Origin of the sequence: Micromonospora musae (assembly GCF_003626545.1) — a bacterium.
GTDB lineage: Bacteria > Actinomycetota > Actinomycetes > Mycobacteriales > Micromonosporaceae > Micromonospora > Micromonospora musae.
In genome coordinates this window covers 551,518-577,477 of sequence record NZ_RAZS01000002.1, presented here as the reverse complement: position 1 = coordinate 577,477, position 25,960 = coordinate 551,518, and the positions used below count along the sequence as shown (strand labels likewise).

13 protein-coding genes (1 of these 13 cut by a window edge) are annotated in these 25,960 nt (G+C 73.5%); 12 read left to right on the top strand and 1 reads right to left on the bottom strand.

What is annotated here, in order from left to right:
* Window positions 1-202 precede the first annotated feature (202 nt).
* The 3 genes from D7147_RS06795 to D7147_RS06785 all read left to right on the top strand — a co-directional run bounded on the left by D7147_RS06795 (window position 203) and on the right by D7147_RS06785 (window position 4,798).
* Complete coding sequence (locus tag D7147_RS06795) at window positions 203-1,648, top strand: hypothetical protein (RefSeq protein WP_120674721.1); 1,446 nt, start codon at window positions 203-205, stop codon at window positions 1,646-1,648.
* Between the two features lie 169 nt (window positions 1,649-1,817).
* On the top strand, window positions 1,818-3,578 hold the full coding sequence (locus D7147_RS06790) for a S8 family serine peptidase (RefSeq protein ID WP_120674718.1): 1,761 nt from the start codon (window positions 1,818-1,820) through the stop codon (window positions 3,576-3,578).
* Window positions 3,575-4,798: a S8 family serine peptidase gene (locus tag D7147_RS06785; RefSeq protein WP_120674716.1), complete on the top strand. Its 1,224-nt coding sequence runs from the start codon at window positions 3,575-3,577 to the stop codon at window positions 4,796-4,798. Before D7147_RS06790 ends, D7147_RS06785 begins: the two co-directional genes overlap by 4 nt.
* Window positions 4,799-4,945: 147 nt before the next feature.
* On the opposite strand, the gene eccCa is transcribed toward D7147_RS06785, so the two are convergent.
* On the bottom strand, window positions 4,946-8,875 hold the full coding sequence (gene eccCa, locus D7147_RS06780; protein ID WP_199734115.1) for a type VII secretion protein EccCa: 3,930 nt from the start codon (window positions 8,873-8,875) through the stop codon (window positions 4,946-4,948).
* A gap of 222 nt (window positions 8,876-9,097) precedes the next feature.
* On the opposite strand from eccCa, the gene eccD reads away from it, so the two are divergent.
* From eccD to D7147_RS06735, 9 genes are all read left to right on the top strand, one after another.
* Window positions 9,098-10,495 (top strand): type VII secretion integral membrane protein EccD, encoded by a 1,398-nt coding sequence (gene eccD / locus D7147_RS06775; protein WP_158609299.1) that lies wholly within the window; start codon window positions 9,098-9,100, stop codon window positions 10,493-10,495.
* A gap of 3 nt (window positions 10,496-10,498) precedes the next feature.
* Window positions 10,499-11,905: a type VII secretion protein EccB gene (eccB, locus tag D7147_RS06770; RefSeq protein WP_120674709.1), complete on the top strand. Its 1,407-nt coding sequence runs from the start codon at window positions 10,499-10,501 to the stop codon at window positions 11,903-11,905.
* A 139-nt stretch (window positions 11,906-12,044) separates the two neighbouring features.
* Window positions 12,045-12,392 carry a WXG100 family type VII secretion target gene (locus D7147_RS06765; RefSeq protein ID WP_120674707.1) on the top strand — a complete coding sequence of 116 codons (348 nt, stop codon included), beginning with the start codon at window positions 12,045-12,047 and terminating at the stop codon, window positions 12,390-12,392.
* 40 nt (window positions 12,393-12,432) lie between these two features.
* Window positions 12,433-12,723: a WXG100 family type VII secretion target gene (locus tag D7147_RS06760; protein WP_120674705.1), complete on the top strand. Its 291-nt coding sequence runs from the start codon at window positions 12,433-12,435 to the stop codon at window positions 12,721-12,723.
* 108 nt (window positions 12,724-12,831) lie between these two features.
* Window positions 12,832-13,221, top strand: coding sequence for a hypothetical protein (locus tag D7147_RS06755; RefSeq protein ID WP_120674703.1), 390 nt, complete (start codon window positions 12,832-12,834; stop codon window positions 13,219-13,221).
* Between the two features lie 58 nt (window positions 13,222-13,279).
* A complete protein-coding gene (locus tag D7147_RS33495) occupies window positions 13,280-15,676 on the top strand; it encodes a WXG100 family type VII secretion target (protein WP_147437360.1) in 2,397 nt (798 codons plus the stop codon).
* 12 nt (window positions 15,677-15,688) lie between these two features.
* Complete coding sequence (locus D7147_RS06745; protein WP_120674698.1) at window positions 15,689-16,129, top strand: YbaB/EbfC family nucleoid-associated protein; 441 nt, start codon at window positions 15,689-15,691, stop codon at window positions 16,127-16,129.
* The gene (locus D7147_RS06740) at window positions 16,122-16,448 is read left to right on the top strand and encodes a hypothetical protein (RefSeq protein WP_120674696.1); all 327 of its coding nucleotides are present in this window, start codon (window positions 16,122-16,124) and stop codon (window positions 16,446-16,448) included. Before D7147_RS06745 ends, D7147_RS06740 begins: the two co-directional genes overlap by 8 nt.
* A gap of 95 nt (window positions 16,449-16,543) precedes the next feature.
* Window positions 16,544-25,960, top strand: partial view of a toxin glutamine deamidase domain-containing protein gene (locus D7147_RS06735; RefSeq protein ID WP_147437359.1) — the start only. Its footprint extends 20,610 nt past the window's final position; 9,417 of the gene's 30,027 nt are visible here — the first part of the coding sequence; it begins with the start codon at window positions 16,544-16,546; the stop codon falls past the right edge of the window.

Sequence of the window (25,960 nt, the reverse complement as noted above, 5' to 3'; positions counted from 1 at the left end):
GGGCCGCGCCGGGACACCGTCCAACGCGGTTCGCCCGCCCGGAACCGGGTCGCGTACGGTCTGGGCCGAACCTGCGGGGGCGAGCGTTCGCGAGGGATGGTGCGGAATGGGCAGGTGGGCCGGGAGCGGACCTCATCGGCGCGGAGACGATCGGCCACCGGCGGTCGCGACCCGCGCCGCGCGACCACCCCGCCGCCCCTGGTTGCTGCTCGGTCTCCTGCTCGGCCTCGCCCCGGTCCTCACGCCCGTGGCGGCTCAGGCCACCCCGCCACGCGCCGCCCAGCCGCCGTCGGCCGTGCTCGGGACCGCGCCGGCCGGCCCGGTCGACCTGACCGCCGCCCGGTCGGGCCCGCCCGTACGGGCCGGCGCGCCCACGGCGACGGCCGGCACCCCGGCGAGCCCCTCGACCACCCGCTACTACGTGGTCGGCCCGCCCCGGGACGGCCAACGCGAGTACCTGTACCAGATCGCGGTGCAGACGCTCGGCGACGGCAACCGGTACCGGGAGATCTTCGCCCTCAACCGGGACCGCCCGCAGCCGGACGGCGGCACGTTGACCGAGCCGCTCACCGCGCTGCAACCCGGCTGGATCCTCGAACTCCCGCCCGACGCGAAGGGCTCGGCGGTGCGCGTCGGGCCACTGCCCGCACCGTCCGAGGCGCGGGCGAACGGGTCGGCGGCCGAGAAGGACGGTGCCGGCGCCACCCCGTACCTGGTCGGCGCCGCCGGGCTGGTGGTGATGGCGGTTCTGCTCGCCGTCGTGCTCCGACTGGTGCGTGGCGGCGCACGACCCCGGTCCGCCGCCCCGGAGACCGTCGAACCCGCCGAGCCGGGAATCACCGAACCGGCCGAGCCGGATATCGCCGAGCCGGGCGAGCCGAAGACCGTCGAACCCGCCGAGCCGAGAGTCACCGAGCCGGGCGATCCCGCGGCGACCGGCGATCCGGCCGCGACGGCCCGGCCGACCGAGAGCGTCGAGCCCGAGGCCGACGGACCGACCGGCACCGTCGATCCCGACGACGGCGAGCCCGCCCCGGCCCCGCCGATGGAGGTCGCGACCACCACAGTGGTCGTCGTCCGCCCGGTCTCGCTGCTGACCACGTCGGGTCGGGTCGCCGTGCAACTGGAGTCGTTGACGGCCGACCCGGATCGTCTCGACGTACGCCTGCTCGGTACCGCGGGCGACGGCAGCGCGCAGACGCCCTGCGCGTGGATCGGCGACGGACAGCTCCCGGACGCCACGATGCCCGTCGTCCTCGGCCGGGACGGCGAGCGACGGCTCTTCGTCGACCTCGCCGCCGCGCCCGACGTCCTCACCGTCACCGGCGCGACGCCGGTCGCCCGCCGGCAGGCGCTCGCGTTCGCCGCGCAGCTCGACGCGGCGGGCGCGGCGGTGTTCGTGGTGGGCGACGCGCTCGGCCCGGACGCTCCGAGGCAGTACCGCCGGCTGGCGAGCTTCGCCGACGCGACCGGCATCGGCGCGACAGCGACCGGACCCGCGGTGATCCTCAGCGGTGGCCTGCGCGGGGCGGAGCTGACCGCGGCGCGCGGACTGGCCGCCCGTACCGGCCATCGGATGCTGCCCGTGCTGGTCGGCGAGGTGGTGCGATCGCGCTGGTCGGTACGGGTCACCGGGTCGGCGCGCTGAGCCGGTTCGGCCACCGGCCGACCTCCGGCGCGCCGGTCGGCGGCGTTTCCTCGGCATCACCCACTGCAGTTTTGAACCGGCGGGCGGGGCGCAGCGTCGTCGGTGAGGGCGACTGCGCGTTCCACCGCGGATCACCCGCGAGCAGACGGCGAGGCGAAGGAGGCCGGCGGTGACGGCGAAGGTGCGGGCCTGGCCCATCCTGCTCGGCGGCGTGGCGATGGTGGCCGCGCTGCCGCAGCTGAGCGGTGCGGGTCAGAGATCGGACCCGCTCCGACCGGCCCTGGTGTCCGTCGCGGCACCGGCGACGCCCACTCCCAGCGCGGACGCGCAGAACGGCGCGTTCGTCAAGTACTACACCGTGGCGGCGGGCGCCGACGGCACGGAGAGCCTGGCGGCGATCGCCGGGCGGTTGCTCGGTGCCGCGAACCGGGCCGAGGAGCTCTACCGGCTGAACGTCGGCCGTCGGCAGGCCGACGGTCAGAGCCTGACGGACTCCCGTCAGCTGCGCGCCGGCTGGACGCTCATCCTGCCCTGGGACGCGGTCGGGGACGGCGTGCGCATCGGACCGCTGCCCACCCAACCGTCGTCGGGACCGGACCAGGCGCCGCCGGTGCCGCCGGTTCAGCCGCCGAAGCCGCCGGCCAAGCCCGGCGGCAACCGGCCGCCGGCCTCGTCCCAGTGCGCCAACTCCGTGCCGTCGCGCCCCGGCTCCGGCTGGGCGCAGGAACGGATGGCCCCGGACCAGGCCTGGGGCCGTACCCGCGGCGCGGGGGTGCTCGTCGCGGTCGTCGACTCCGGTGTGGACGCCGGCCTCCCGGAGCTCAGCGGACGGGTCGCCGTGGGCGCGGACATCCCCTCCGGAAGCGGCCGGGGTGACGTCGACTGCCTCGGCTCGGGCACCGCGATGGCGAGCATCATCGGTGCCCGCCCCGCGGACACCCCGCCGGCCGGTGCCGCCGCGGCGCCGGTCGTCGGAGTCGCACCGGAGGCCACCATCCTGCCGCTGCGGGTGGTGGGCGACGTGCCGCAGTCCAAGCCGGCCGACGCCGCCACCGCCATCGAGGTCGCGGTCTCGGCAGGGGCCCGCGTGGTGGCGCTCGGCGCCTTCGTCGACCTCGCCGACCCGGCCGTGGCGGAGGCGATCGGCCGGGCGTCCGAACACGACGTCGTGGTCGTGGCGCCCGCCGCGACCGGCACCGCCGCCTCGCCGTCACCGGCCGCGGGCGACGGACCGGAGGCCCTGCTGCGCGTCGGCGGCGTCGGCCCGGAGGGGCAGCCCGCGGCGAACTACCAGCCCTCCGGGGCCGACGTGATCGCGCCGGGCATCGACGTGGCCAGCCTCGGCGCGGGCGGTTCCGGGGTACGCGCCAGCAGCGGATCGCAGTACGCGGTCGCCTTCGTGGCCGGCACGGCGACCCTGGTCCGGAGCGCGTTCCCGAACCTGAGCGCCGCGCAGGTCACCCACCGGATCAAGACCACGGCCGACCGGGCCGGACGTCCCGACGCGGACCCGGCGACCGGCTGGGGCATGATCGACCCCAACGCGGCCGTCGTCACGACTCTCGCCGAGGAGGCACCGCCCGCCCCCGACGACGCGGGCGGCTCCGGCGCGCTGCGCATCCTCGTCATCGCCCTGCTCGCCGTGGCGGGAATCGCGGCGATCGCGCTGCTGGCCCGGCGTCCCGGCGCGGGCGGCGAAGCGGCCACGGACGACACCGGCGACGAGGCCGGGGACGGCGGCGAGCCGGCCGGGCGGGAACGGCCCGACGACGCCACGGCCACCGACGACGGCGGCCCGGCCACGCCCGGCGAGGATCCGGAGCCGACCGCCGACGACGCGAGCAGCGGAGCCGACGCCACCGACGAGGCGACCACCGTGGCGACCGCCGCCGGTACGTCCGGGACCGACCCGGCCGGCGCACGCTGGTGACCTCGCCGGTTCGGGCCCGCGCGGTGGTCGCGGCGCTACTGATCACCGGAGTCGTCGGCGCGGTGCCGGCGGTGCCGGCGCAGGCGGGTACGGCCGCTGCGGAGCGCACCACCACGGCCGCGGAACCGCCCGCGTTGCCGCAGGTCACCGGGGGTTGCGTGGGCGAGTCACCGACGGTGGCCGACACCGCGCCGTGGGCTCTACGCCGGATGCTCCCGTCCGCGGTGTGGCCGCTGACGCGGGGCAGGGGCGTCGTGGTGGCGGTGATCGACACCGGGGTGAGCGCCGGCGCCACCGCCCTGCGCGGCGCGGTACGGCGCGGCACCGACGTGGTGGGCTCCGGCGCCGCCGACCGGGACTGCTACGGCCGGGGCACCGCGCTCGCGGGCATCGTGGCGGCCCGGCCCGTCACCGGGAGCGCGTTCGTCGGGGTGGCGCCCGAGGCGACGATCCTGCCGATCCGCATCGTCGACGGAAAGGGGAAGGTGGCCCCGGGGGCGATCGCCGCCGGGATCCGGGCGGCGACCGCCGCGAAGGCCGACGTCGTCCTGCTCGGAGTCGGAACCTCTGCTCCCGACGCGGAGCTCCGCGCCGCCATCCGCGAGGCGGTCACCCGGGACGTCGTGCTCGTCGCCTCCGTCTCCGACGACACGAGACCGGCCGGCACCACCCAGAAGCCCGCCCCCTGGTATCCGGCGGCGCACCCCGACGTCCTCGCCGTCGGCGGGATCGACGCCAAGGGCGTACCGACCGAGAAGTCCCCGGCCGAGGCCGGCGTCGACCTGCTGGCGCCCGCCTCCGACGCGGTCAGCGTCGCACCGCGCGGTGACGGGCACTACGCCGTCGCCGGCCCGGCGGTGGCCGCCGCCTACGTGGCCGGGGCCGCCGCGCTGATCCGTGCCCACTACCCGAAGCTCTCCCAGGCCGACGTCCGGCGCCGGCTGGAGCTGACCGCCGAACACCCGCTCGGCTCGTGGCCCGCGCCGAGCGTCGGGTACGGCACCCTCGACCTGTACCACGCGGTCACCGCGCTGGAGCTGGGCCGAACGCCGGTGCCGTCGCAGCCCCAGGTCCTGCGGCCGCTGCCGACGGCCGATCCGGGCGAGCCGACGACGCTGATCGCCGGCTCCGTGGCGGCCGGCATGGTCGGCCTGGCCGGGCTCGCGTACCTCTCGGCGATGACCGTCAAGTGGGGCCGCCGCCGCCGCTGGCGCCCGTGAACCGGTCCCGGACACCCGGGGACCAGGCGGCGCGGCGGTGACACCCGCAGCCGGGGCGACGCGGCACCACCCCGGCGGCGGTGGCGCCGAGCCGACGCTGTCGAGCTGCCCCGGCACCGGCCCCGGCCCCGCCCAGCCGCGACGTCGTCAGGCGGGCTGCTCCACCTCCGTCGGGCTCCACGCCGTCTGGATCAACCGCGCCCCGCGCCGGGTGCAGAGCAGCGCCCGCCCCGGCGGCAGGTGACGCGGTTTGGTGTTGCCGAGCAGCGGCCCCTCGGTGGGCGGGCAGGAGAGCGCCACGTCCGGGCTGTTGGTCTCCTGCATCCGGCGCATCAGCGGATCCATCGACATCCGCAGCACGTTGGCCGCGCCCCGGGTCAGCACCAGGTGGAATCCGATGTCCGCGCCCTGCGCCAGGTACGGCAGCAGCGGCGTCAGCGGGCTGTCGTGCCCGGCCAGCAGGTCGTAGTCGTCGACCAGGACGAAGAGCTGCGGTCCGGTCCACCAGTCCCGGCGGCGCAGCTGCTCCGGGGTGACGTCGGCGCCCGGCATGCGCGGCCCCAGCCCGGCCACCGCGTCCGCCACCGTCTCCCGGGTGGAGTCGGTGGAGACGGAGTAGCCCAGCCGGTACTCCTGCGGCACCGAGTCGAAGAGCTGTCGGCGATAGTCGACGATCATGATGCGCGCCTCGTCGGGCGTGTACCGGGCCATCACCGACCGGGCGAGGTGGCGCAGCATGTTCGTCTTGCCGCTCTCGGTGTCGCCGAGCACCGTCAGGTGCGGCACGTCGCCGAAGTCGTGCCAGACCGGCTGCATCCCGGCCTCGTCCAGACCGATCGCGACGCGCACGTCGCCGTCGGGCACCGGCAGCGTGTCGGCGGGGAGCAGCGCGGGCAGCGTACGCACCGGCGGGGCCGCCGGGCCGTCCCAGAAGTCCCCCACCATGGCGGTCAGGCCTCGAACCGCCTCGGTCACGGTGGACGCGTCCGCGAACCCGTCGATACGGGGCAGCGCGCCGAGGAAGTGCAGCTTCTCGGGCGTGAGGCCACGACCGGGCAGCTTCGGCACGGTGGCCGCCAGGCGCAGGTCGATGGTGGAGTCGACCGGGTCACCGAGACGCAGTTCGAGCCGGGTGCCGATCTGGTCGCGCATCGCGTGATGCACCTCCGACCAGCGCGACGCGGTCAGCACCAGGTGGACGCCGAAGTTGAGGCCCTGGGCGGCGATCTGCCGCACGGCGCTCTCCAGCGTCTCGAACTCCTGGCGCAGCGTGAACCATCCGTCGACGATGAGGAAGACGTCGCCGTGCGGGTCGTCGGTGACCTGGCCCTCCGCGCGGAGCTTCCGGTAGGTCCCCATGCCGTCCACCCCGAGCTCGGCGAAGCGGCGCTCCCGATCCACGATGAGGCCGGTCACCTCGGCGACGGTGCGGCTCACCCGGTCGGTGTCGAGACGCCCCGCGACGCTGCCGACGTGCGGCAGCTCGGCCAGCGCGCCGAGCCCGCCACCGCCGAAGTCGAGGCAGTAGAACTGCACCTCGCGCGGGCTGTGGGTCAGCGCGACGCTGCTGATCAGCGTACGCAGCAGGGTGCTCTTGCCGCTGCGCGGTCCGCCGGCGATGCCGACGTGCCCGCCGACGCCGGAGAGGTCGACGAGGAGCAGGTCCCGTACCTGTTCGAACGGCCGGTCGACGAAGCCCACCGGCGCGACGAGCATTCCGTTGCCCGGCCAGTCGACGGCGGTGAGCCCGCGATCGGGGTCGGGCGCGAGAGTGGGCAGCAGCTGGTCCAGCGTCGGCGAGGCGTCCAGCGGCGGCAGCCACACCTGGTGCGCCGGCGGCCCCTGGTCGATGAGCTGCTCCACCACGACGCTCAGCACGCTGCGCTCGGCGGTGGCCTCGTCGCCGTCGGCCGGCTCCTCGACCGCCTCCTCGACCTGCGCCGGCTCCGGCTCGCGGAACGGCACGTGCTCCAGCGAGTAGGGCACCACCTGCTGCTGCACGATCTCCTGCCGCACCCGGGCACTCGTGGTCCGGTACGGGCCCGACACGTACCCCGCCTTGAACCGGATCAGGGTCGACACGTCGGTCCGGAGGTACCCGTTGCCGGGGGCCGGCGGCAGCTCGTACGCGTCGGGAACCCCGATGACCGAGCGCGACTCCATGGCGGAGAAGGTCCGCAACCCGATCCGGTACGACAGGTGGGACTCCAGCTGGGCGATCCGCCCGTCGTCGACGCGCTGGCTGGCCAGCAGCAGGTGCACGGCGAGCGACCGGCCGAGCCGCCCGATCATCACGAACAGGTCGATGAAGTCGCGGTGGGTGGCGAGCAGCTCGCTGAACTCGTCGACCACCACGAAGAGGGTGGGCAGCGGGTCCAGCGGGGCGCCCTGGGTACGGGCCCGTTCGTACTCCAGCACCGAGCTGAACCCGCCGGCCTGACGCAGCAGCTCCTGCCGGCGCACCATCTCGCCGTGCAGCGCGTCCTGCATCCGGCCGACCAGCGCCGCCTCGTCGGCCAGGTTCGTGATCACCGCGGAGGTGTGCGGCAGCCGGTCGAGACCGAGGAACGTGGCGCCGCCCTTGAAGTCGACGAGGACGAAGTTCAGCGTCTCCGAGGAGTGCGTGCTGGCCAGCGCGAGCACCAGGGTGCGCAGCAGCTCGCTCTTGCCGGAGCCGGTGGCGCCGATGAGCATGCCGTGCGGCCCCATGCCGCCGAGCGCGGACTCCTTGAGGTCGAGCGAGACGGGTTGGCCGGTGGCGTCGATGCCGATCGGCACCCGCAGCCGCTCCCCCACCGTACGAGGCGCCCAGAGCCGGCTGAGGTCCAGCTGCCGCAGGTCGGGGATCTGCAGCATCGCGCCGAGGTCGAAGTCGGTCTTCAACGTGTCCGCCGGGGTCTCGGTGACCACCCCGAGGCGGTACGGCGACAGCGTCCGGGCCACCACGGCGGCCTGGGCGACGCCGAGCCGGTCGGGGGTGGCGAGCCGGGTACGCACCTCGCTGCCGACCCGGTCCTGCCGGACCATCAGCAGGTCGTCGCCCTCGACCTCCAGGCAGAGCGCCCCCTTACCGGCGGCCGGGGTGGCGTCGTCGAGGTCGATGAGGACGGCGTTGCGGTAGCCGGCGGTCGCCATCCGGCTGCCGTTGCCGAGTCGCCCGCCGTCACGGACCACGACGACGTACGGCTCCTCCCGGCTCGGCGCCGCGCCCGACTCGTACCGTGGCCGGGCCGTGAAGGTCTCGCCGAGCCGCAGCTCCACCTCCTCCACCGTGCTGCCGACCAGCCGCACCGCGCCGGCGGCGTCCTGATCGGTCGGGTGCTGCAGGTGCGGCAGCCACTTCGTCCACTCCCACTCGGCGACAGTGTCGTCGGCGACGCAGAGCGCGAGCCGGACCTCCTCGGGGGCGTGGAAACTGACCAGCTGCACCAGCAGCGCCCGGACGACGGCCCGGGTCTGCTCCTTCTCCCCCGACATCCGGATCTGCCCGAAACCGCGCAGGAACAACGCGATCGGCTGGTCCTCGAGGGTGGTGTAGGCGCGGATGAACCGCCGCAGCGACTTGGCCGCCAGCGGCTCCAGGTCCTCGATGGGCTTGGTCTGCAACGGCGTGATCCGCACCGTGAGGCGCTGCTCGCCGGTGCCCACCCGGATTTCGAGGAAGTCCGGGTGGGTGGGGCGTCGCTCCCAGCGCCGGGACGTCATCGTCAACGACCAGAGGGCATTCGGCTCCGGGTGCTGCCAGTCGCTCGCCTCCCGCTGACGCAGCACGTGCTGGCGTACCCGTTTGCGGTTCTGCGCCAGGTAGCGCAGGTAGTCGCGGCGGTCACCGCCGAGCCGGGACTTGCGTTCCATGCCGCCGACGGCGATCTGACCCACCACCAGACCACCGAGCGCGACGGCCATCAGCGCCAGGATGATCCAGGTGAACGCGCCGCCGCTGCGGCTGATGAAGAGCAGCACCATGACACCGGACATCAGCGCCATCGGCAGCATCAGGAACGCCTGCCGCAGCCCGTTGCGTTGCGGCTCGGGCAGGGCCGGTGGCTCCTGGAGACTGATCTCACCGGACGGCATCTCCGGGCCGTTGCGGCGTGCGGGGCGTCGGAACAGCACCGTACTCAAGGGGCAGCCTTCCACGTCACGGGCGTCGCCCGCCTCCTGCGCTCACGTCGGGCTCGCGTGCGTCGCCGCCCGACACCTCTACGACGGAGCCGGAGCCGGTTCGGGTCAATGCCTTCGGCAACCAGTTCGCGGGGAAAGTTTGAACCGGCGGGGTTCGCGGACCGTCGTGTGGGCATGAGCGTCACCGCCCCCGCGGAGATGTGCCGCCTCGTGGTGTCCGGTCCCGGGCGGCAGATCGAGGTGGCCGTACCGGCGAACGTGCTGGTCGCGGACCTTCTTCCGGCACTGCTTCATCACCTCGGTGACAACCTGGCCGACGCCGGCCTGGCGCACCGCGGCTGGGTGCTGCAACGGCTGGGCGGCCCGCCCCTGGACGAGGAGAGCACCGTCGCGCTGCTCGGTCTGCAGGACGGGGAGACGGTCTTCCTGCGTCCCCGCGCCGACCAGTTGCCTCCGGTCGACTTCGACGACCTGGCCGACGGCCTCGCCACCGGCGTGCGTACCCGGTCGGGGCTGTGGCGCCCCGAGATGATCCGGTGGACCGCGCTCGGCGCGTTCGTCCTCGTCGCCGGCCTCGGCGCCGTCACGCTGGCCATGCCCGGTCCGCCGTTGGCCCGGGCGCTCTGCGCGGCCGCCGTCGCGGTGCTCGCGCTGGCCGGCGCGTTCGGGCTCACCCGGGCCGGCGCGGACCGGCCGTTCGGACTCGCGTCGGCGGTGACCGCGATCGGCTTCGCCGGGCTGGCCGGGATGATCGCCCCGGATCTGACCCGGGACAGCTCCCCGCTGGTCGTGGCCGGCCCGCAGGTCTTCACCGCCTCGGTCTCCGCGCTGGTGGTGGCGGCGTTGGCGGCGGTCCTGGTCGGCTGGGCCGGGCCGCTCTTCGCCGCCGTCGTCAGCTGCGCGCTCTTCGCCGCCGTCGGCTCGGCGCTGACCGCGTTCGTCGGGCTCGACGCGGGCCAGTCGGCCGCGGTGGTCGCGGTGGCCGCCACGGTGGCGACGGTACGCATCCCGCTGGTCGCCTTCCGCCTCGCCCGCATCCGCCTGGCGCCGCTGCCCACGGAGCCGGAGCACCTCCAGGAGGACATCGACCCGGAGCCGAGCGAGAAGCTGTTGGAGCGCACGGCCGTGGCCGACCGGTACATGACGGGGTTGTACGCCGGCGCGGCGGCCGCCGTCGTCGGGTGCCTCCTCCTCGTCGCCGTCTCCGGTGGTTGGGCCGCCTGGACCCTGCTCGGGCTGGTCGCCCTCGTCCGGCTGCTGGCGCTGCGCACGATGACCAGCGCGTGGCACCGACTCGCCCACGCCCTGCCGGCGGTGGTGGGGGTCGCCGCGCTGACCGTGATCAGCCTGGCCGGGGCGCCGTCGCTGTTCCGGCTGCTCGCGCCGGTGACGCTGCTGCCGCTGGCCGGGGCGTTGCTCTTCCTGCTGGGGCGGTTGCTGCCCGACCGGCGGCTCATGCCGTACTGGGCGCGGATCGGCGACGTCGTCCAGCTCACCGCGACCGTCGCCATGGTGCCGGTGCTGCTCGCCGTGCTCGGGGCGTACGCGGCCGCCCGGGCGTTGGCGGGCTGAGCCGTGCAGTCCCGCCGTGACCAGGTGCAGGCCCAGACGTACGTGCTGGGCCGACTGACGGGCGCGCTGATCGCCGCCGAGCCGGACGGCCTGGAGAACCCGAACCGGCGCATGGTGGTCGGCACGGTCTCCGGGGTGCTCGTGGCCGCGGTGGTCTTCGTCGGCTTCGTGATCTTCGGATTCTTCTTTCCCGGCGGGGCCACCAAGTGGCGGCAGCCGGGCGTGCTGGTGGTGGAGAAGGAGACCGGCAGCCGCTACGTCTACGACGAGGGCCTGCTGCGTCCCGTCCTCAACTACACGTCGGCGCGGCTGCTCTTCGGCGCCGAGCCCAAGGTCGTCTCGGTCTCCGGCAAGTCGTTGCGGGACGTGGCGCACGGTCAGCCGCTCGGTATCGCGGGCGCGCCCGACGCGCTGCCGACCACGACCGCCGTCGACCGTCAGGTGTGGACGGTCTGCGCGCTGGCCATGCCGGACGACGCGGGCACGACCTTCACGGCGACGACGGTACGCATCGAGCAGCCGAGCGGCGGCGCGCGCCGGGACCGGCCCCTCGATCGGGACCAGGCGATCCTGGTCACCTCGGGCGGCCAGAGCTTCCTGGTCTGGCAGGGTCGGCGGCTGCGGCTGACCGAGCCGTGGCTGGCCCGGGTGCTCGGCTACGACCGCAACGCGCTCCCGGTGGAGGCGGGCTGGCTGGAGTCCGTACCGGTCGGGGCGGAGATCGCGCCGCCGGAGGTGCCGGGGCGGGGCAGCCCGGGACCGACGGTGGACGGTCGGCGCGGCGTCGTCGGTGAGCTCTTCACGGCCCGTACGCCGGACGGCGCGGAGCGGCGCTACCTGCTCCAGCAGAACGGCCTGGCCGAGCTGAGCCCGATGGCGTACGCCATCGTCGCCGCCGACCCGGCGACCGCTGAGGTGTACGACGGGCGGCCGGTGCAGCCGCGGGAGCTGAGCCCCGCCGCCCTGGTCGCGCTGCCGGTCGCCCCGCAGCCGGCCTGGGTGGCGGCGCTGCCGGCGACCCCGCCGAGCCTCGCGAAGACGCCGGAGCAGGGCACCTGGTGCATACGCCACTCGATGTCGGGCGGTGCGGTCGAGGTGACCGCCGACCTGCCGGCCCCCTCCGCGACGACCCTCTCCGACGGGGTCGGCGTCACCCGCACCTCGGCGAGCGCGGAGGCGGTCGAGGTGCAGCCCGGGGTCGGCGGCCTGGTGCTGGCGGGCCGGGCCGACCAGGCCGCCGGGTCGGGCTTCTACCTGGTCACCGACGCCGGGATCAAGTATCCGGTGGGTTCGAGCACGGTCGCGAACCAGCTCGGCTTCCCGCCGGCCTCGGCCCGCCCGGTGCCCCGACAGCTCCTGGAGATGTTGCCCACCGGACCCCTGCTGGAATCCGCCGCGGGCGGGGGGTGATCGCCCTTCCAGCAGCGCCGGCGAGCGACCGGCACGCGATCACCCGACGGTCGCCGGGCGACCGGAGAGAGCAAGGCAGAAGTGCGGTGACGGCTCGGGTGGAGTCGTCCCGGAGAGAGCGGACGAGAGGAGCAAGGCCGTGGCTAGTTGGACTCAGCAGCGATCCGACGACGAGACCAGAACCGGCGTCATCTACGCCTTCCAGCGGATGGTGGACGAGCTGGAGCAGGCGGAGCGGACGGTGATCAGCAGCTCCTCGGAGCTCGGCGCCCGCTGGCTGGGCGAGGCGTCCATGCGCTACCAGCAGGGGCTCCAGGAGATCTCGCAGGGGATCGTGCAGATCCGCTCCGGGCTCGGCGACATCAGCGGCTCCATGCAGCGGTTCGCGGCGATCACGGACTCCACCGAGGACGACAACATCGCGGCGGCGGCCAGCATCTCGCTGCAGACGGAGACCTTCACCCCCAAGGCGAGCTGGACCAACTGATCTTTTCCGTACGACACGTCAGGCAGGAAGGAAACGAGCAATGGCCACTTATACCGTCGACCTCTCCGACGTCGACGCCGCGGCGAGCCAGCTGGAGAGCGTCGCGCAGCGGCTGCGGCAGTCCCTCGACGAGCTGAAGTCCCAGGTTCAGGTCTTCCTGAGCGAGAACGCCGGTCAGACGATCGACAACTACGACGCCGTCCAGAAGAAGTGGGAAGACGGCATGCGGATGGTGGAGAGCGGCACGGCGAAGGCCGTCGCCGAGCTGCGCAAGATCGGCGACAACTACCACGCCGGTGACCAGCAGGGCGCGACTCTCTTCGTCGCCTGACCCGGGGCTCACCCCGGCACAGGCTGAGCCGGTCGGGCGGCCCGGAAGCACCCGCGCCGCCCGGCCGGGACCTGTCCAGAGCGAGAGATCAAGGGAAGGGATCCAGCGGTGCCGAAAGAAATCAAGATCGACGAGGCGTACCTGCGCGGCGTGGTCCAGAAGCTGAAGGGGATCAGGAACCAGGTCACCACGGTCCGGGCCGGAGCGAACCCCAACGACATGGCCCACCCGCACGGCGGGCACCTCAACAGCCTCGTGGTCCGCACCGGCACGGACAACTTCACCGCCGGCAAGGACCTGCGGGAGCGGATCAGGACCGTGGGCGGCCAGGTCGACCAGCGGCTCGCCGCGTACGACCAGAAGCTGTCGAGCTACGGCCAGAATCTTGAGCGCATCATCGCCTCGAGTGACGACATCGAGAACGCCAACACCTCGTACGCGTCGTCGACCGGTCTCGGCAACAACGGCCCGACCGGTAACGGCAACAAGACCCCCTGACCGGTCCGCGACACCGACCCCCTCACGACCGTCTGCTCCGCGGTGAACGAAGGTCCCGATGACTCAGCCAAATCCGTTGCCGAACAGCCTGCCGGCCTGGGAACAGGGCATGCGGGAGGTGCTCGGCGCGTCCGAAATGGACTCCCGGCAGTTCACCGAGCCGACCTGGATCAGCCTCTCGAACTCCGGCTTCTACGTGAACTCGAAGGCGAAGCCGTGGGACGACCCGATGGGTACGCCGGCGAACAACGAGTTCACCCTCTACCGCCGGACGGCGCAGGCGTGGTACTACGAGGGCGACGGGTACATCGGCAAGTCCCACGCCGCGTTCTACATCATCAAGGGGAAGGTGAACTGGTACGAGAAGTCGGGCGACTACGCGCCCGACGACTACTGGAACCAGTTCTACAAGAGCTCCGACGACGCGCTGTCCCGTCCGCCGCTGCCACCGCCGCTCGACCCGGCGACCCTGCACGAGTCGGCGGAGAGCTTCTACAACCTCGCGATGTGGCTCGACACGGCGTCCCAGCAGCTCAAGACCGAGGTCGACAACCTCGGCGACGGGTTCAAGGGCGCGGCGGCGGAGGGGCTTCGTGAGTCGCTCACGAACCTCCGGGACGAGATGGTGCTGCTCCGGGAGGACCTCAAGACCGCCGACGACTGGGTGGCGATGCTGCACCGCAACGGCGACGCGGTGCAGACCTTCCTCACGGAGATAGGGAAGGCGTGGGAGGCCTTCGACAGGCACCCGGGGCGGAGCCCGAGGGCGATGGCCGAGGCCGCGATGCGCGACCTCGAGCGGGCCGTCGACCAACTGGGCAACGACACCGACGACTGGAACGGCCGCGCCTGGGACAACGGTTTGCTCGTGGTCTGGAAGGACCTCACGACCTGGCCCATCACGATCGACATCGGCAACGGGCCGAAGACGTACGACTTCATCCACGCGGACAAGGCACTCGAAAGCCTGAACAACAACATGAAGGCGTTCTTCGCCGAGGCGGCGAAGGTGCTGAACGACGCGATGACGACGCAGTACCGCAACCTGCACGACAGCTTCGAGACGACCTACCGGAACCTGGTCGACCCCCGGACGTACACGCCCCCGCCGCCGTCGAAGGACGACCTCAACGGCGGAGGCGACGACGGCGGGATCAACCTCGACGACATCCTCAACAAGGGTGGCGGCGGAGGAGGCGGCGGGCTCGACATCGACGACATCCTCAACAAGGGCGGTGGCGGCGGAGGGGGCGGCGGCGGCATCAACCTCGACGACATCCTGAACAAGGGTGGCGGCGGAGGCGGCGGTGGTGGCGGCTTCGACGCGAACAGCCTCTTCGGCGGCGGCGGAGGCGGCGGTGGTGGCGGCTTCGACGCGAACAGCCTCTTCGGCGGCGGCGGAGGCGGCGGTGGTGGCGGCCTCGACACCAACGGGCTCTTCGGCAACGGCAACGGTGGCGGCGGCGGTACCGGGCTGGAGGGTTTGACCGGGTCGGGATCGGGCGCGGGTGGCGGCGCCGGCTTCGGCGGCAACCTCGGTCTCGGTGGCCTGCCCGGATTCGGCGGCCTGAACGGTCCGCGGGGCAACGACGACAAACCGCCGTCGCAGAACGGGCCGACCACCGGTGGCGACTTCGACGAGGGGCCGTCCTCCATCGACGATCTCCCGGATCTCGGTGGTCCCGGTGCCGGCGGGAACTTCCCCGGCCTCGGCGGATCGGGCGGCTCGGGCTCCGGGTCCGGCATCACCGTCCCCGGCCTCGGCGGCTCGGACGGTCCCGGTACGGGCGGCAGCTTCCCCGGCCTCGGCGGCTCCGCCGGCCCCGGTGCGGGCGGCAACTTCCCCGGCCTCGGCGGCTCCGACGGCCCCGGCGCGGGCGGCAGTTTCCCGGGCCTCGGCGGCTCGGGCGACGGCGGGAACTTCCCCGGTCTCGGCGGCTCGGGCACCGGCGGCCTCGGGGGTAACGACTTCTTCGGTGGCGCCTCGGGCGGGCACGCCTTCGACGACTTCGGTGGCGCCGGTCTCGGCAACGGCGGCGCCGGGTCGGGCTCCAACAACCCCAACGGGATGATGGTCGGTTCGCTGGGTCCGGCACCGGCCGGCGCCGGGCTGAACGGTCTCAACCTGGTCCCCGGCGTCAACCAGCCGGGCATGAACGGCGCGCCCGGCGCGTTCGGACCGGCCGGCGGTTACCCGCCCATGATGCCGCCGATGGGTGGCATGGGGGCGGGCAACCAGCAGGAGAAGGAGCGCGAGCGCACCACCTGGTTGGCCGAGGAGGAAGAGGTCTGGGGCACCGACCCGGACGTGGCCCCCGCGGTGATCGGCCGCGACGAGCTCCCCGAGCCGTCGAGCGGGCAGCGCACCCCTTGGTCGCCGGCCGCGCCGCAGACGCCCGGCTCCCCGTACGGCCCCGGTCGGGGCAGTGGCCAGCAGGTCCGTCGCGCCAACTGAGAGGAGAACGAGATGACCAGTCCGCTGTACGACCGGATCGAGCAGGCGTACGCCGAGTTCGAGGAGAAGAAGGCGGCGATCAGCGGTGTCGAACAGCAGATGTCGGGGGCGCAGACGACGGTGACGGCCAGAAACCGGGCCGTCAGCGTCACCGTGGACGGTCGGGGTGACCTGGTCGAGGTCAAGTTCCCGACGAACGCCTACCGCACGATGGCGCCGGCGGAGCTGGCCAGTCTTCTGGTGGAGACGCAGAAGACGGCGCGGGAGGAGGCTCGGGAGAAGGCGATGAAGCTGTTCGAGTCGATCCTGCCGCCCGGACTGCCGCTGGCCGGTCTGTTGCGCGGTTCGAAGACCGCCGACCAGATGTTCGACGAGGCGATGCAGTCGATCAACGAGTCGTTCGGCGAGGCGAAGTCGCCGGCCGGCGGGGAGCCGGGGGTGAACCGTGGCTAGCGTCGGAGCCGACACCGATCTGCTGCGTAGCGGCAAGCTCGCCCCGGCGCAGCGCGAGATGACCGCGGTGAACAAGAACTTCGCCTCGGTGGTCGAGCTGAACAATCCGCCCGGTGGGGTGCGCGCCGAGGTGGACAAGCAGATCCAGGACGGGCTCAAGACCCAGATCGAGCTGGTCACGTCGATCATCGACGGCCTCGTCCGGCTCTCCCGGGGAGACGGCTCGAAGGTGGACTCGCTGCGTTCGCTACTGTCCCGCGTGGAGGAGACCAACATCGACCTCGCGACGCCGAAGGGCGACGGTGGCGGTCGGCACTGAGTTACGGGCCAGCGTCGGCCCGGAGTGAGTTTCCGGGGCCACACCGCACAGCGGCGGTGTGGCCCCTCCCTCAATGACGAGGAGGTGTGACGGCCGTGGACATCGAGATGTCGGACGAGGCCGCCGCCTTCCTCAAGTGGCTCTCGGGCGAGGAGTTCCCGGCCACCAACCCCGACAAGGTGCGCGCGATCGCGGAGGCGTTCGGCGACACCGCCGACGGCATCGAACGCGTCGTGCCGCTGCTCATCACCGGGGTGAACAACATCCGTGACGGCGTGATGGGCAAGTCCGAGCAGGCCTTCGTCGAGTCGATGGAGGGCTTCCTCTCCGAGGACGGCTTCCTGGGCGTCGCGTCACGGTACGTCCGGCGGATGGGCGACGAGCTGGACAAGACCGCGAACCAGGTCGAGTACGCCAAGCTGATGATCTTCCTCTCGGTCATCCAGCTGATGATCGAGGTCGCCATCGCGCTCGCGATCGCCTGGCTCGTGCCCGGCGTCCTCGAGAAGCTCGCCATGCGCCTGCTGGTCGAGAAGCTGATGATCGCCCGATGGCTGGCCAAGCTCATCTACGCGGTGGCGATGAGCCAGGCGATGGGCGTCGGCCTCCAGGTCCTCATGGACATCATCGCGCAGAGCATCATGATCTCGGAGGGCAACCAGAAGGGCTGGAACTGGGACCAGACCGGAAAGGCCGCCGAGATCGGCGCCTGGATCGGGGTGGTCGGCATGGTCCTCGGCGCCGGCGGTGGCGCGATCTTCAACAAGCTCTTCGGCAAGGGCAACCTGCCGGTCCCACCGCCGGGAAAGGGCGCCGGGGACGACCTGCCCACCCCGGCTCCGATCAAGGACGACGGCCCGCTCCCGCCCCCGGTCAAGCAGCCCGTCATCGAGACCGTGGTCAAGGAGTCCGACAACGCACCGACGTACTCCGGCTCGAAGAACGACCCCGACGCCCCGCCCCCGTACACGAAGAAGGACCCCGACGCGCCGCCGCCGTACCGCAAGCACGACCCGGCGGCCGGGCACCAGTCGCTCGCCGGGGAGACGCTGCACGAGGGCGCGACCGAGGTCGTCGGCGAGGGCACCTACGGCGCGATGACGGGCGAGGGCTGGGAGTGGAGCAGCACACCGGCCACCTTCGTCTCCGGCGCCCTCTCCGGCCTGCTGAGCGGACTCGGCACGATAGCGGGAACCCACCTCCGGATGGAGACCCACGGTCCCGGTGGCGGCATCGGCGCGGGCTCCTCGGGCGACGGACCGCCCGTCGGCGGCCCGCCGATACCGGTCGACCCGCCACCGTCCTACGACGAGGCGACGGCGCCACCCTCGACCACACCCGGATCGGCGGGTGGCACCGGGGGCGCATCCGGTGGCGGCGGTTCCACCGGCGGGGCGGGCTCGAACGGCGCGGGCTCGAACGGCGCAGCTTCGAACGGCGCGGGCTCGAACGGCGCGGGCTCGAACGGCGCAGCTTCGAACGGCGCGGGCTCGAACGGCGCAGCTTCGAACGGTGGGAACACCTCGGGCACCGGTACGGGTGGCGCGGAGGGTGGCGCGCGGCCCGGCGGCGACGACAGCGACGACGGGCCGACGCGGGTCACGCCCCCGCCTTACGCCGACCCGCCGAGCGTCGACCAGCAGCACCCCGGCGACGGCCCGACCGACGCGAACGGGCCGAACTCCCCCACCAGGGATGTCTCCGACGGCTCGACGAACTCCGACTCCGGGAGCAGCTCGACCACGCCGGACGAGGAGGGCCTCTACATACCGCCACCGATAACCGTGGTGCCCGTGGAGTTCGGCCCCTTCGACACGATCGACACCACCGGCACGACCGGCGTGCCCGACACCTCCGGCACGGCCGACACGACCGGTCAGGGCGACGGCACCTCGGTCGACAGCGGCCCGCCGGCCGCGGGTGGCACGTGGAGCGGAACACCCGCCGCCGGACCGGCCGCCCCGTCGCCCGCCGGTGGGCCCGGCACTACCGGAGCCACCGGACCCGGCGCCACCAGCACCACCGGACCCGGCACGACCGGCACCACCACGACCGGACCCGGCACCACCACGAGCGGCACCACCACGACCGGCAGCGGGTCGACCGGCACCGGCAGCGGCACGGCCGCCAACGGCCCCGCCGCGTCGACCGGGACGACGTCGCAGCCCACGCCGATCCGGGACAACGGCACCGGCGGCCCAGCGAACGGCTCCGGCGTCGGCAACGGTCCGAGCAGGGTGGACGACCCGTTCCGAACCTCCGCAGGGGTGCCCACCCCCACGGCCACCGATCAGACCGGAACGAACAACCCCTTCCGGGTCGCCGCCGAGGTTCCGGCGCCCGCCTCCACCGATGGGCTCGGGTCGAACAACCCGTACCGAGACTCCGTCGAGACTCCGGCCCCCGCGCCCACCGACGGGCTCGGGTCGAACAACCCGTACCGAGACTCCGGCGACGCGCCGGCGTCCACGCCGGGCGGGCCCGCGAGCCCGACGCCGGCTACGACTCTCGACGACACCGCCGGGCGGCGAGCGGAGAGCACGCGCCGGGACACCCCACCCGGATCCGAGAGCGACGGGCCGCGGCGTGTCCCGTCGCAGGTGCCGCAGTTCGGGGACCAGCCGGCCGTACGGCTCGACCGCGACGGCGTCGAGCAGCTGGTCGACGAGGTCGCCGACCGGGTACGCCCGCAGTCCGGGAACCCGGACGGGCAGCCGGATCCGGAGCTCTGCGTCGACCAGCTGATCGCGATCCAGCAAGCGGTCTTCAAGAAGCGGGCGCCGATCGCCCGAGCAGGCCGGAGCACCGACGACCTGAAGGTCGGCACCGGGCACGTGGCGGACCGGCTCGGCGGCGGCGCGACGTGGCGCCCGACCTCGTCCTGGGCGGACGTCGAGCGGGCCGTCACCCAGGCCGGGCCGGGCAGCATGGCGCTCGTCCTGTGGCAGCAGCCCAGCGGCATCGGCCACGCCTTCGCGCTCTACCACACCACCGACCTCTTCGAACCGTTGCAGTGGTTGGAGCCGCAGCAGCCGAAGGGGAGCCGCCTCGTCACCCGCGACGAGCTGGGCAGCGCCATCGCCGCGCGGGTGCTGATCCTCGACCCGACGGGGCGCGAGATCCCGCTCACCGAGCAGCCACCGGCCCACGGACCCGACGCCGGAAAGCCGGCCCCGGTGGTGCTCCCGGCCGGACCCGAGTCCGAGTCCGTCGCGCGGGCGATCGTCGACGCGCCGACCGATCACCGCTACGGTGCCCTGTTCCGGCGGGGGCGGCGCTCCCCCACCCCACCGGCGGCCCCGCCCACGCCGGAGACGTCGGTGAGCGAGGCGTCGGCGAACTCCGCCGACCAGCCCCGGGAGAGCGACGAGAGCCTGGCACCCGCCCCGGTGACGGTTGCGCCGGTCCTCACCTCCGCCGTGCCGGACACGGTGGCCGTGCCGGCGACCGTGACACCGTTGCCGGCCGAGCTCACGGCGGTGACTCCGACGCCCGGCCCGCCGCCGCCGGCCGGACCCGCGTCCTTCGTCGAGCCGGCCGCCACCTCCACGACGGCCCCCGCGGTGCCGCCGACGGACGGGCCGGTGAGCGAGCCGACGACCCCGGTCCCGCCGCCGGCGTCGGCGACCCCGGCGCCGGCCGCGCCCGGGCGGGGCCCGGAAACGACCGGACCGCTCACCGCCGTCGAGGGCGAGGGCGTCCCGCCGCTCCCGCCCGGCCTGCGACCGGGGGTGCGCTTCGCCGTCGATCTGCCGGTCGAGCCGGTGAACCCGCTCGCGCGTGCGGGCCTCGACCCGGAGGCCGTCGACGAGCTGACGGCGCGCGCCCGCCGGGCGGTGGACGGCGGCCCGCAGAACCTGGCCGCCGAGCCGTCGTCGGCACCGCCGGCCACACCCGCGGTAACGACCGAACCACCGGCGGGACCCGCATCGACGGCCGAGACGCCGACTGACGTCGTCGATCCACCGGCCGAGCACGCGCCGGTCGTCGACACACCGACGAACGTCACCGATCCACCCGCCGAGCCCGGGTCGACCCCCGAGTCGGTCGTCGACACACCGACGAACGTCACCGATCCACCGGCCGAGCCCGGGTCGACCCCCGGGTCGACCCCCGGGTCGACCCCCGAGTCGCCCGCGGAGCCGGTGAACCCGCCGGAGGACGTACCGCAGCCGCCCTGGTACATCGAGCACGGCGCGACGGGCGCGATGAGCATCCAGTCGGCCGGGTACGCGGACCCGGGGCGGGTCGCCGCGCAGATCGTGGCCGCGCTGCCGGACGGCGCGCCGAACGCCACCGTCACCGAGTCGGAGAGCCTGCGCAACGGCGTACGGGCGCGGCTGACCGCGCTCCTCGGCATCGACGGCCACACCCCGCCCGCGGCGAACCGGCCGGACGAGTCCCCGGTCAGCGCCGCGGCACTGGTCGACCTGGCCTCCGCCGACGCGAACACCGACCGGTGGGACAAGCTGCTGCGCGAGGGCTGGACGGAGGTCATCGACGGCCGGTTGGTCTGGATCAAGCCGCGCCTGCACGCGGCGAAGCCCGTGCCGGCCCGCCCGGCGCAGGGGAACAAGTTCGAGGTCGCCTTCAACTCGACCGCGTCCAGCTCGGCCCGGGACCAGAAGAAGCCGGGCGAGCTGAGCACCGGCCCGGACCTGATCCTCAAGCTCCCCCGCAAGTTCCAGCTCATGCCGATCGGGCTGCCGCTGGAGGCCGAGTACGCCAACTCGCACTCGGTCAGCTCGTCGGATCGGGTGATCTCGGGGCGGAAGCTCTTCTTCAACGGCGGGCCCAGCTACGCCAGCGGGCTGGCGGTCGACGTGTTCGTCGACGGTCGGCGCTGGGGCGACACCCGGGAACTCGACCCCGACGACGGCCTGCTGGTGGTGAAGTTCCCCGAGCAGTACGTCGGGCGGGACCAGCGGCCGCGTACCGGCGCCACGGTCGACCCGGACCAGGGGGCGAAGCCGGGGCCGGCCACGGCCCACGACGTGCTGACCGCGATCGACTACACCCCGGCCGTCGCGGCGCTGCACCGGCAGCTCCGCGACCACGACCTGCCCGCGCAGACCGTGGCGACGGTCTCGCAGCACGTCACCCAGCAGTTGCTCAACGAACGGACCGCGCGCGGACGCAGCCGGTGGCTGCTCAACGGCGGGGACATGTCCGAGCAGCTGACGGCGCCGATCGGCACCGGCAAGGAGTTCCGGGGTTACGTGACCGTCGAACTCGTCGTGCGCCGGCTGCAACGCCTGGGCGAGACCGACGGTGTGTCGGTCCGCGACGACCTGGGCGCCGCGCAGGGGGATTCCGAGACCCGCTCCGGCTCCTACTCCTTCGGGTTCGCGCCCCGGGTCGTGCCGAGCGGGCTGACCGCGACCGCCGCCGGAAACGACCGGGGCGGGCTCGGGCCGAACGTCGGGATGGAGTGGGGCAAGTCGGTCTCGCAGGACGTCGGCGGTGGCGCGATGAACCACACGATCCTCGTCCGCTCGGCCGAGCACGCCCGGTACGCCGCCGACGTGTCGGTGAACGTCAAGGTGGACTCGAGCACCCACCGGATCCCGTGGTTCGACGCCCGGGTGATGGCCGAGTTCGGCGTCCCGACGACCGACGCCGAGGCGTTCGAGCGGCAGCACCACGGCAAGCCCCTGCCACCGGCCGCGGCGCAACCGCACTGGTACGGGGCCGTCGTGCCGACCGTGACGCCGACGGCACCGGTCACCGCCGAGGAGGCCACGAACCGGCTCGGCGCGCCCCGGCGCAACGCGCCACAGGTCCGCGCGCCGTTCCGGCCGGACCAGGCGGCCGACCGGGAGCCGCTGCTCATGGCGGCGCGGCAGGGCGACGGTCCGGGCACCACCAACCACCTGCCCGGCGGCGAGCGGGTCATGCCGCAGGTGCTCACCGCGCTGCGGGACACCGTCGGCCGGGTTCGCGAGCTGCGCAACCGGCTCGGAATGGACGACCTCACCCCGGGCACGGACTCGTGGGGCGAGGTGCGACGGCTCGCCTCCATCCGCTACGGGCTGCCGGCGTTGGAGGCCGACCCGGCGCGGGTGCGGGCGGGCATCTTCACCACCTTCGACATCGACGGCGAACGGTACAAGGTGCTGGTGACCGCGCACCCCCGGGAGTGGATCGGCAGCAGCACGTACCCGATGCCGGTCAACAACCGGGCCATGTCGACGGCGAAGGTGAGCGCCGGCGTCACCAACAAGCAGCGGCTGCACGGCGGTCTCTCGGCCAACGCCTCCTTCGGATACGACAAGAGCGTCCGGGGACAACTGGCGGGTCTGCACGTCGACGGGTCGTACGAGCGCAGCACCGAGCGCGGCCACTCGCGGACGCTGAAGAGCTACCGGCGTACGGAGACCACGAAGGACGTCGTCCAGCACGACTACAACCTGGTGTACGAGGTCACCGTCTGGCCGGACGACGGGGCGCCCACGAGGTGGCTGATCGACGGCCCGGACGTGCAGCAGCACGTGGTCGTACCGGTCGAACACCTGCCGGCCACGACCCCGACCGCCGCCGAGATCGCCGCGGTCGGGGTCACGGTCCAGACGCACGGGAACCGCCCACCGCCGCCGCTGCCCGGCGCGGTGCCGTTCGAGCGCGAGGGCGTCACCGGGGTGTACCCCCGGTTCGGGGAGCTGCACGAGCTTCCGGCCACGGTGGCCCGCCTCTACGGGCAGGCGCACGGCCTCGCCGCCGACTGGCACCTCGACCCGTCGAAGTGGCCCGTGGAGCTGTGGGACGCCGAACTCGCGGTCCCTACCAAGCTGAGCGCCAACCTGCCGGCCCTCACCAGTTCGGAGCAGCGCTGGACCATCCCGCTCGGCACCCGCGACGGCATGACCGTGGAGGCCGAGATCACCGCCTCGGTGCACGACGTGCCCCACCTCGGGACCAGCGAGGCGGTGGAGATCGAGCAGTACGCCCAGGCGGCGTCCCAGTTCGACGTCGCGGAGGAGACCGAGCAGGCGGTCTCGATCGGCGCTGGCGGTGGCGCGTACTACTCGGGCGGCCGTCGGACGGCCGACGACTCGGCGGCGTCGAACATCGGCGGTGGCTACGTCTCCGCACACGCCGCCACGGAGTCCGGTCGCTCCGCGTCCAGCGGATCCGGCAGCATCGACGTCACCCGCGCCACCTACAAGGGGCCGGTGCACAGCTACCGACCCGAGCTGGTCCGGTTCACGGTGACGGTCAAGGGTTGGCGTGGCTCCGACCCGGCGGCGGTGCAGCGCTGGGCGACGGTCGACGTCCACAACGGCATGGAGTTCCAGGTGCCGAACCGGATGGCGCACGAACTCGGGCTGCCCGGCACCGTCCCCCTCGCCGATTCGCCGGCCCCGCGGCGGGAGCTGGACCCCCAGCTCGGCCGGGCCGCGAGCCATGTCGAACGGCTGCAGACCGACGATCCGCCCCTGCAGCTGATCCTCGACACGCTGACCGAGCGGGGTGTCCTGCCGCCGGCGGACAGCGGGCCACCGCCGATGCTGCGCAAGGCGCTGACCAAGACGTTCTCGCTGGACGCGCTGGAGGTCGAGGCCTTCGAGCTGTTCGGCAGCGGCGTGCAGGAGTGGTTCGTGGTGCCCGGCACGCTGCTGGGCACGGGCTACCTCTTCGTCCGGGTCAGCGCGTCCCTCGGGACCGTCACCTCCGACCGGCCGCGACCGGAGGTGAACCTGACCCTGCGCGGTCAGGGGTTCGACTCCACGGAGGAGAGCGAGTCGTCGGGCTGGTCGGCCAAGGTCGGCTTCGTGGGTCGCGGACGCGGGGCCGGGGCCGCGGGCGTCGGTGGCGGCACGGGACGGGTCGACTACGACTGGTCCTCGTCGCGGGAGCACGGCGAGGAGCACGCCACCAAGGACATCTTCCGGTACGGCACCTCCGGGTCGCACGAGCTGACCAACCAGGTCCACTTCACCGTGGAGATGCGTTACACGCATCAGATGCCGTTGCAGCTGCAGGTGGTCGGGAACGCGGTCCGGTCGCTGCTGATGCCCCTGACGACCGGTTTCCCGACGCTGCGGGCGCTCATCGACCCGCAGCGCAACGCCTGGGAGATGGTCGATCCGCGGCCGCAGGCAGGATCGGTGCGCCGGCTGCTCCCCGCGTTCCTGACCGGGCCGGCCGACAACAACTCGCAGCGCTGGGAGCCGCTGCTCGCGGACGACGAGCCGATCAGCGCGCAGGCGTGGAGTGAGTCAGCGCCGCGCGGCGTGGGGCTCAACGACCTCGTCGCGGCCGACCCCACCTTCATCCCGATCGCCCTGCCGATCACCGAGCAGCTCGGCCGGGACCTGATCCGGGCGCTGGAGCCGGGCGGCTCGCAGACGCAGCTCTCCGCCAAGGTGGCGCCGACCAACCTGCTCGGTCAGCTCGTCTTCCGCCATCTGCTGGGGCTCACCGGGTTCGCCCTCGGGGACGTCCTCGTCGACCCGGGGCAGTTCATCGCGGAGACGAACCTGCGCCCGCGGATCCAGCAGCTGCTCGACCACCAGTACCGGGTGCCCGGCACCGACGTCCGGCTCGGCATCGTCCTGACCGACGTCGCGCAGCTGCTCGACGAGAACGGCATGCCGGTGAACCCCACCGAGAAGGCGCGCCGGTACACCCAGGAGGAGACCAAGCCCGTCGTGGAGAGCGGCTCCTCGCGCGGCTGGGACGCGGGAGTGACTGTCGACGCGGCGGCCGTGCCGGGCGGGAAGACCAGATCCGCCGGGGCCCGGCTCGGCGGCAAGGCGGGCAGCCACTCCGGGGAGAAGTTCACCGCCGAGCTGGCCGAGATCGCCGAGCGCAACACCGAGTACAAGGCCCCGCACACCTTCTACCAGTACGGGCTGACGCTGGTGGTGCACCTGGCGGACGGCCGGACGGTCACCGTGCCGTCGCCCGAGGGCCTGTACGGGCAGAGTCAACGCTCGCCCGAGGCCCTGCTGGGTCCGGACGACCCGCGCCGCGACGACCTCGTCGTGAACGGGCGCATGCTCACCGCCGCGCGTCTGCTCCAGGCCACGGACCGGGCCGTCGAGCAGGCCGGGCCGGACGCGGACGAGCTGACCGTGCTCGGCGCTCTCGCCGGACAGCTGTACCCGGCGGGGGTACGGCCGCTGCCCGACGCCGAACACCTGGTCACCGGGGAGCGGCCCGAGCCCGACGACTTCTCCACCGTCGAGCACTGGAGCCGCACCCCGTCCTGGGACGCGGTCTCCGAGGCGGTACGCAGGTCGGGGCCGGGCAGCACCGCGCTCGTCCTCGACACCGACGGCGACGGCAACGAGCGCGGTTTCGCCGTCTACCACACCGCGGACGGCCGGATCCTCTGGACGGACCCGCACGAGACCGGCGACGCGCGGCTGACCCCCGATCCCGACGGCGCCTCCGACGGTCGGATTCCCGTCGAGGGGGATCCGCGAAACGCCAGGGTCCTGCTCATCGACCCGTCGGGCGGGACGATCGAGAACCGTCGGCTCGTGCCGGAGGAGTTCACCCGCCGC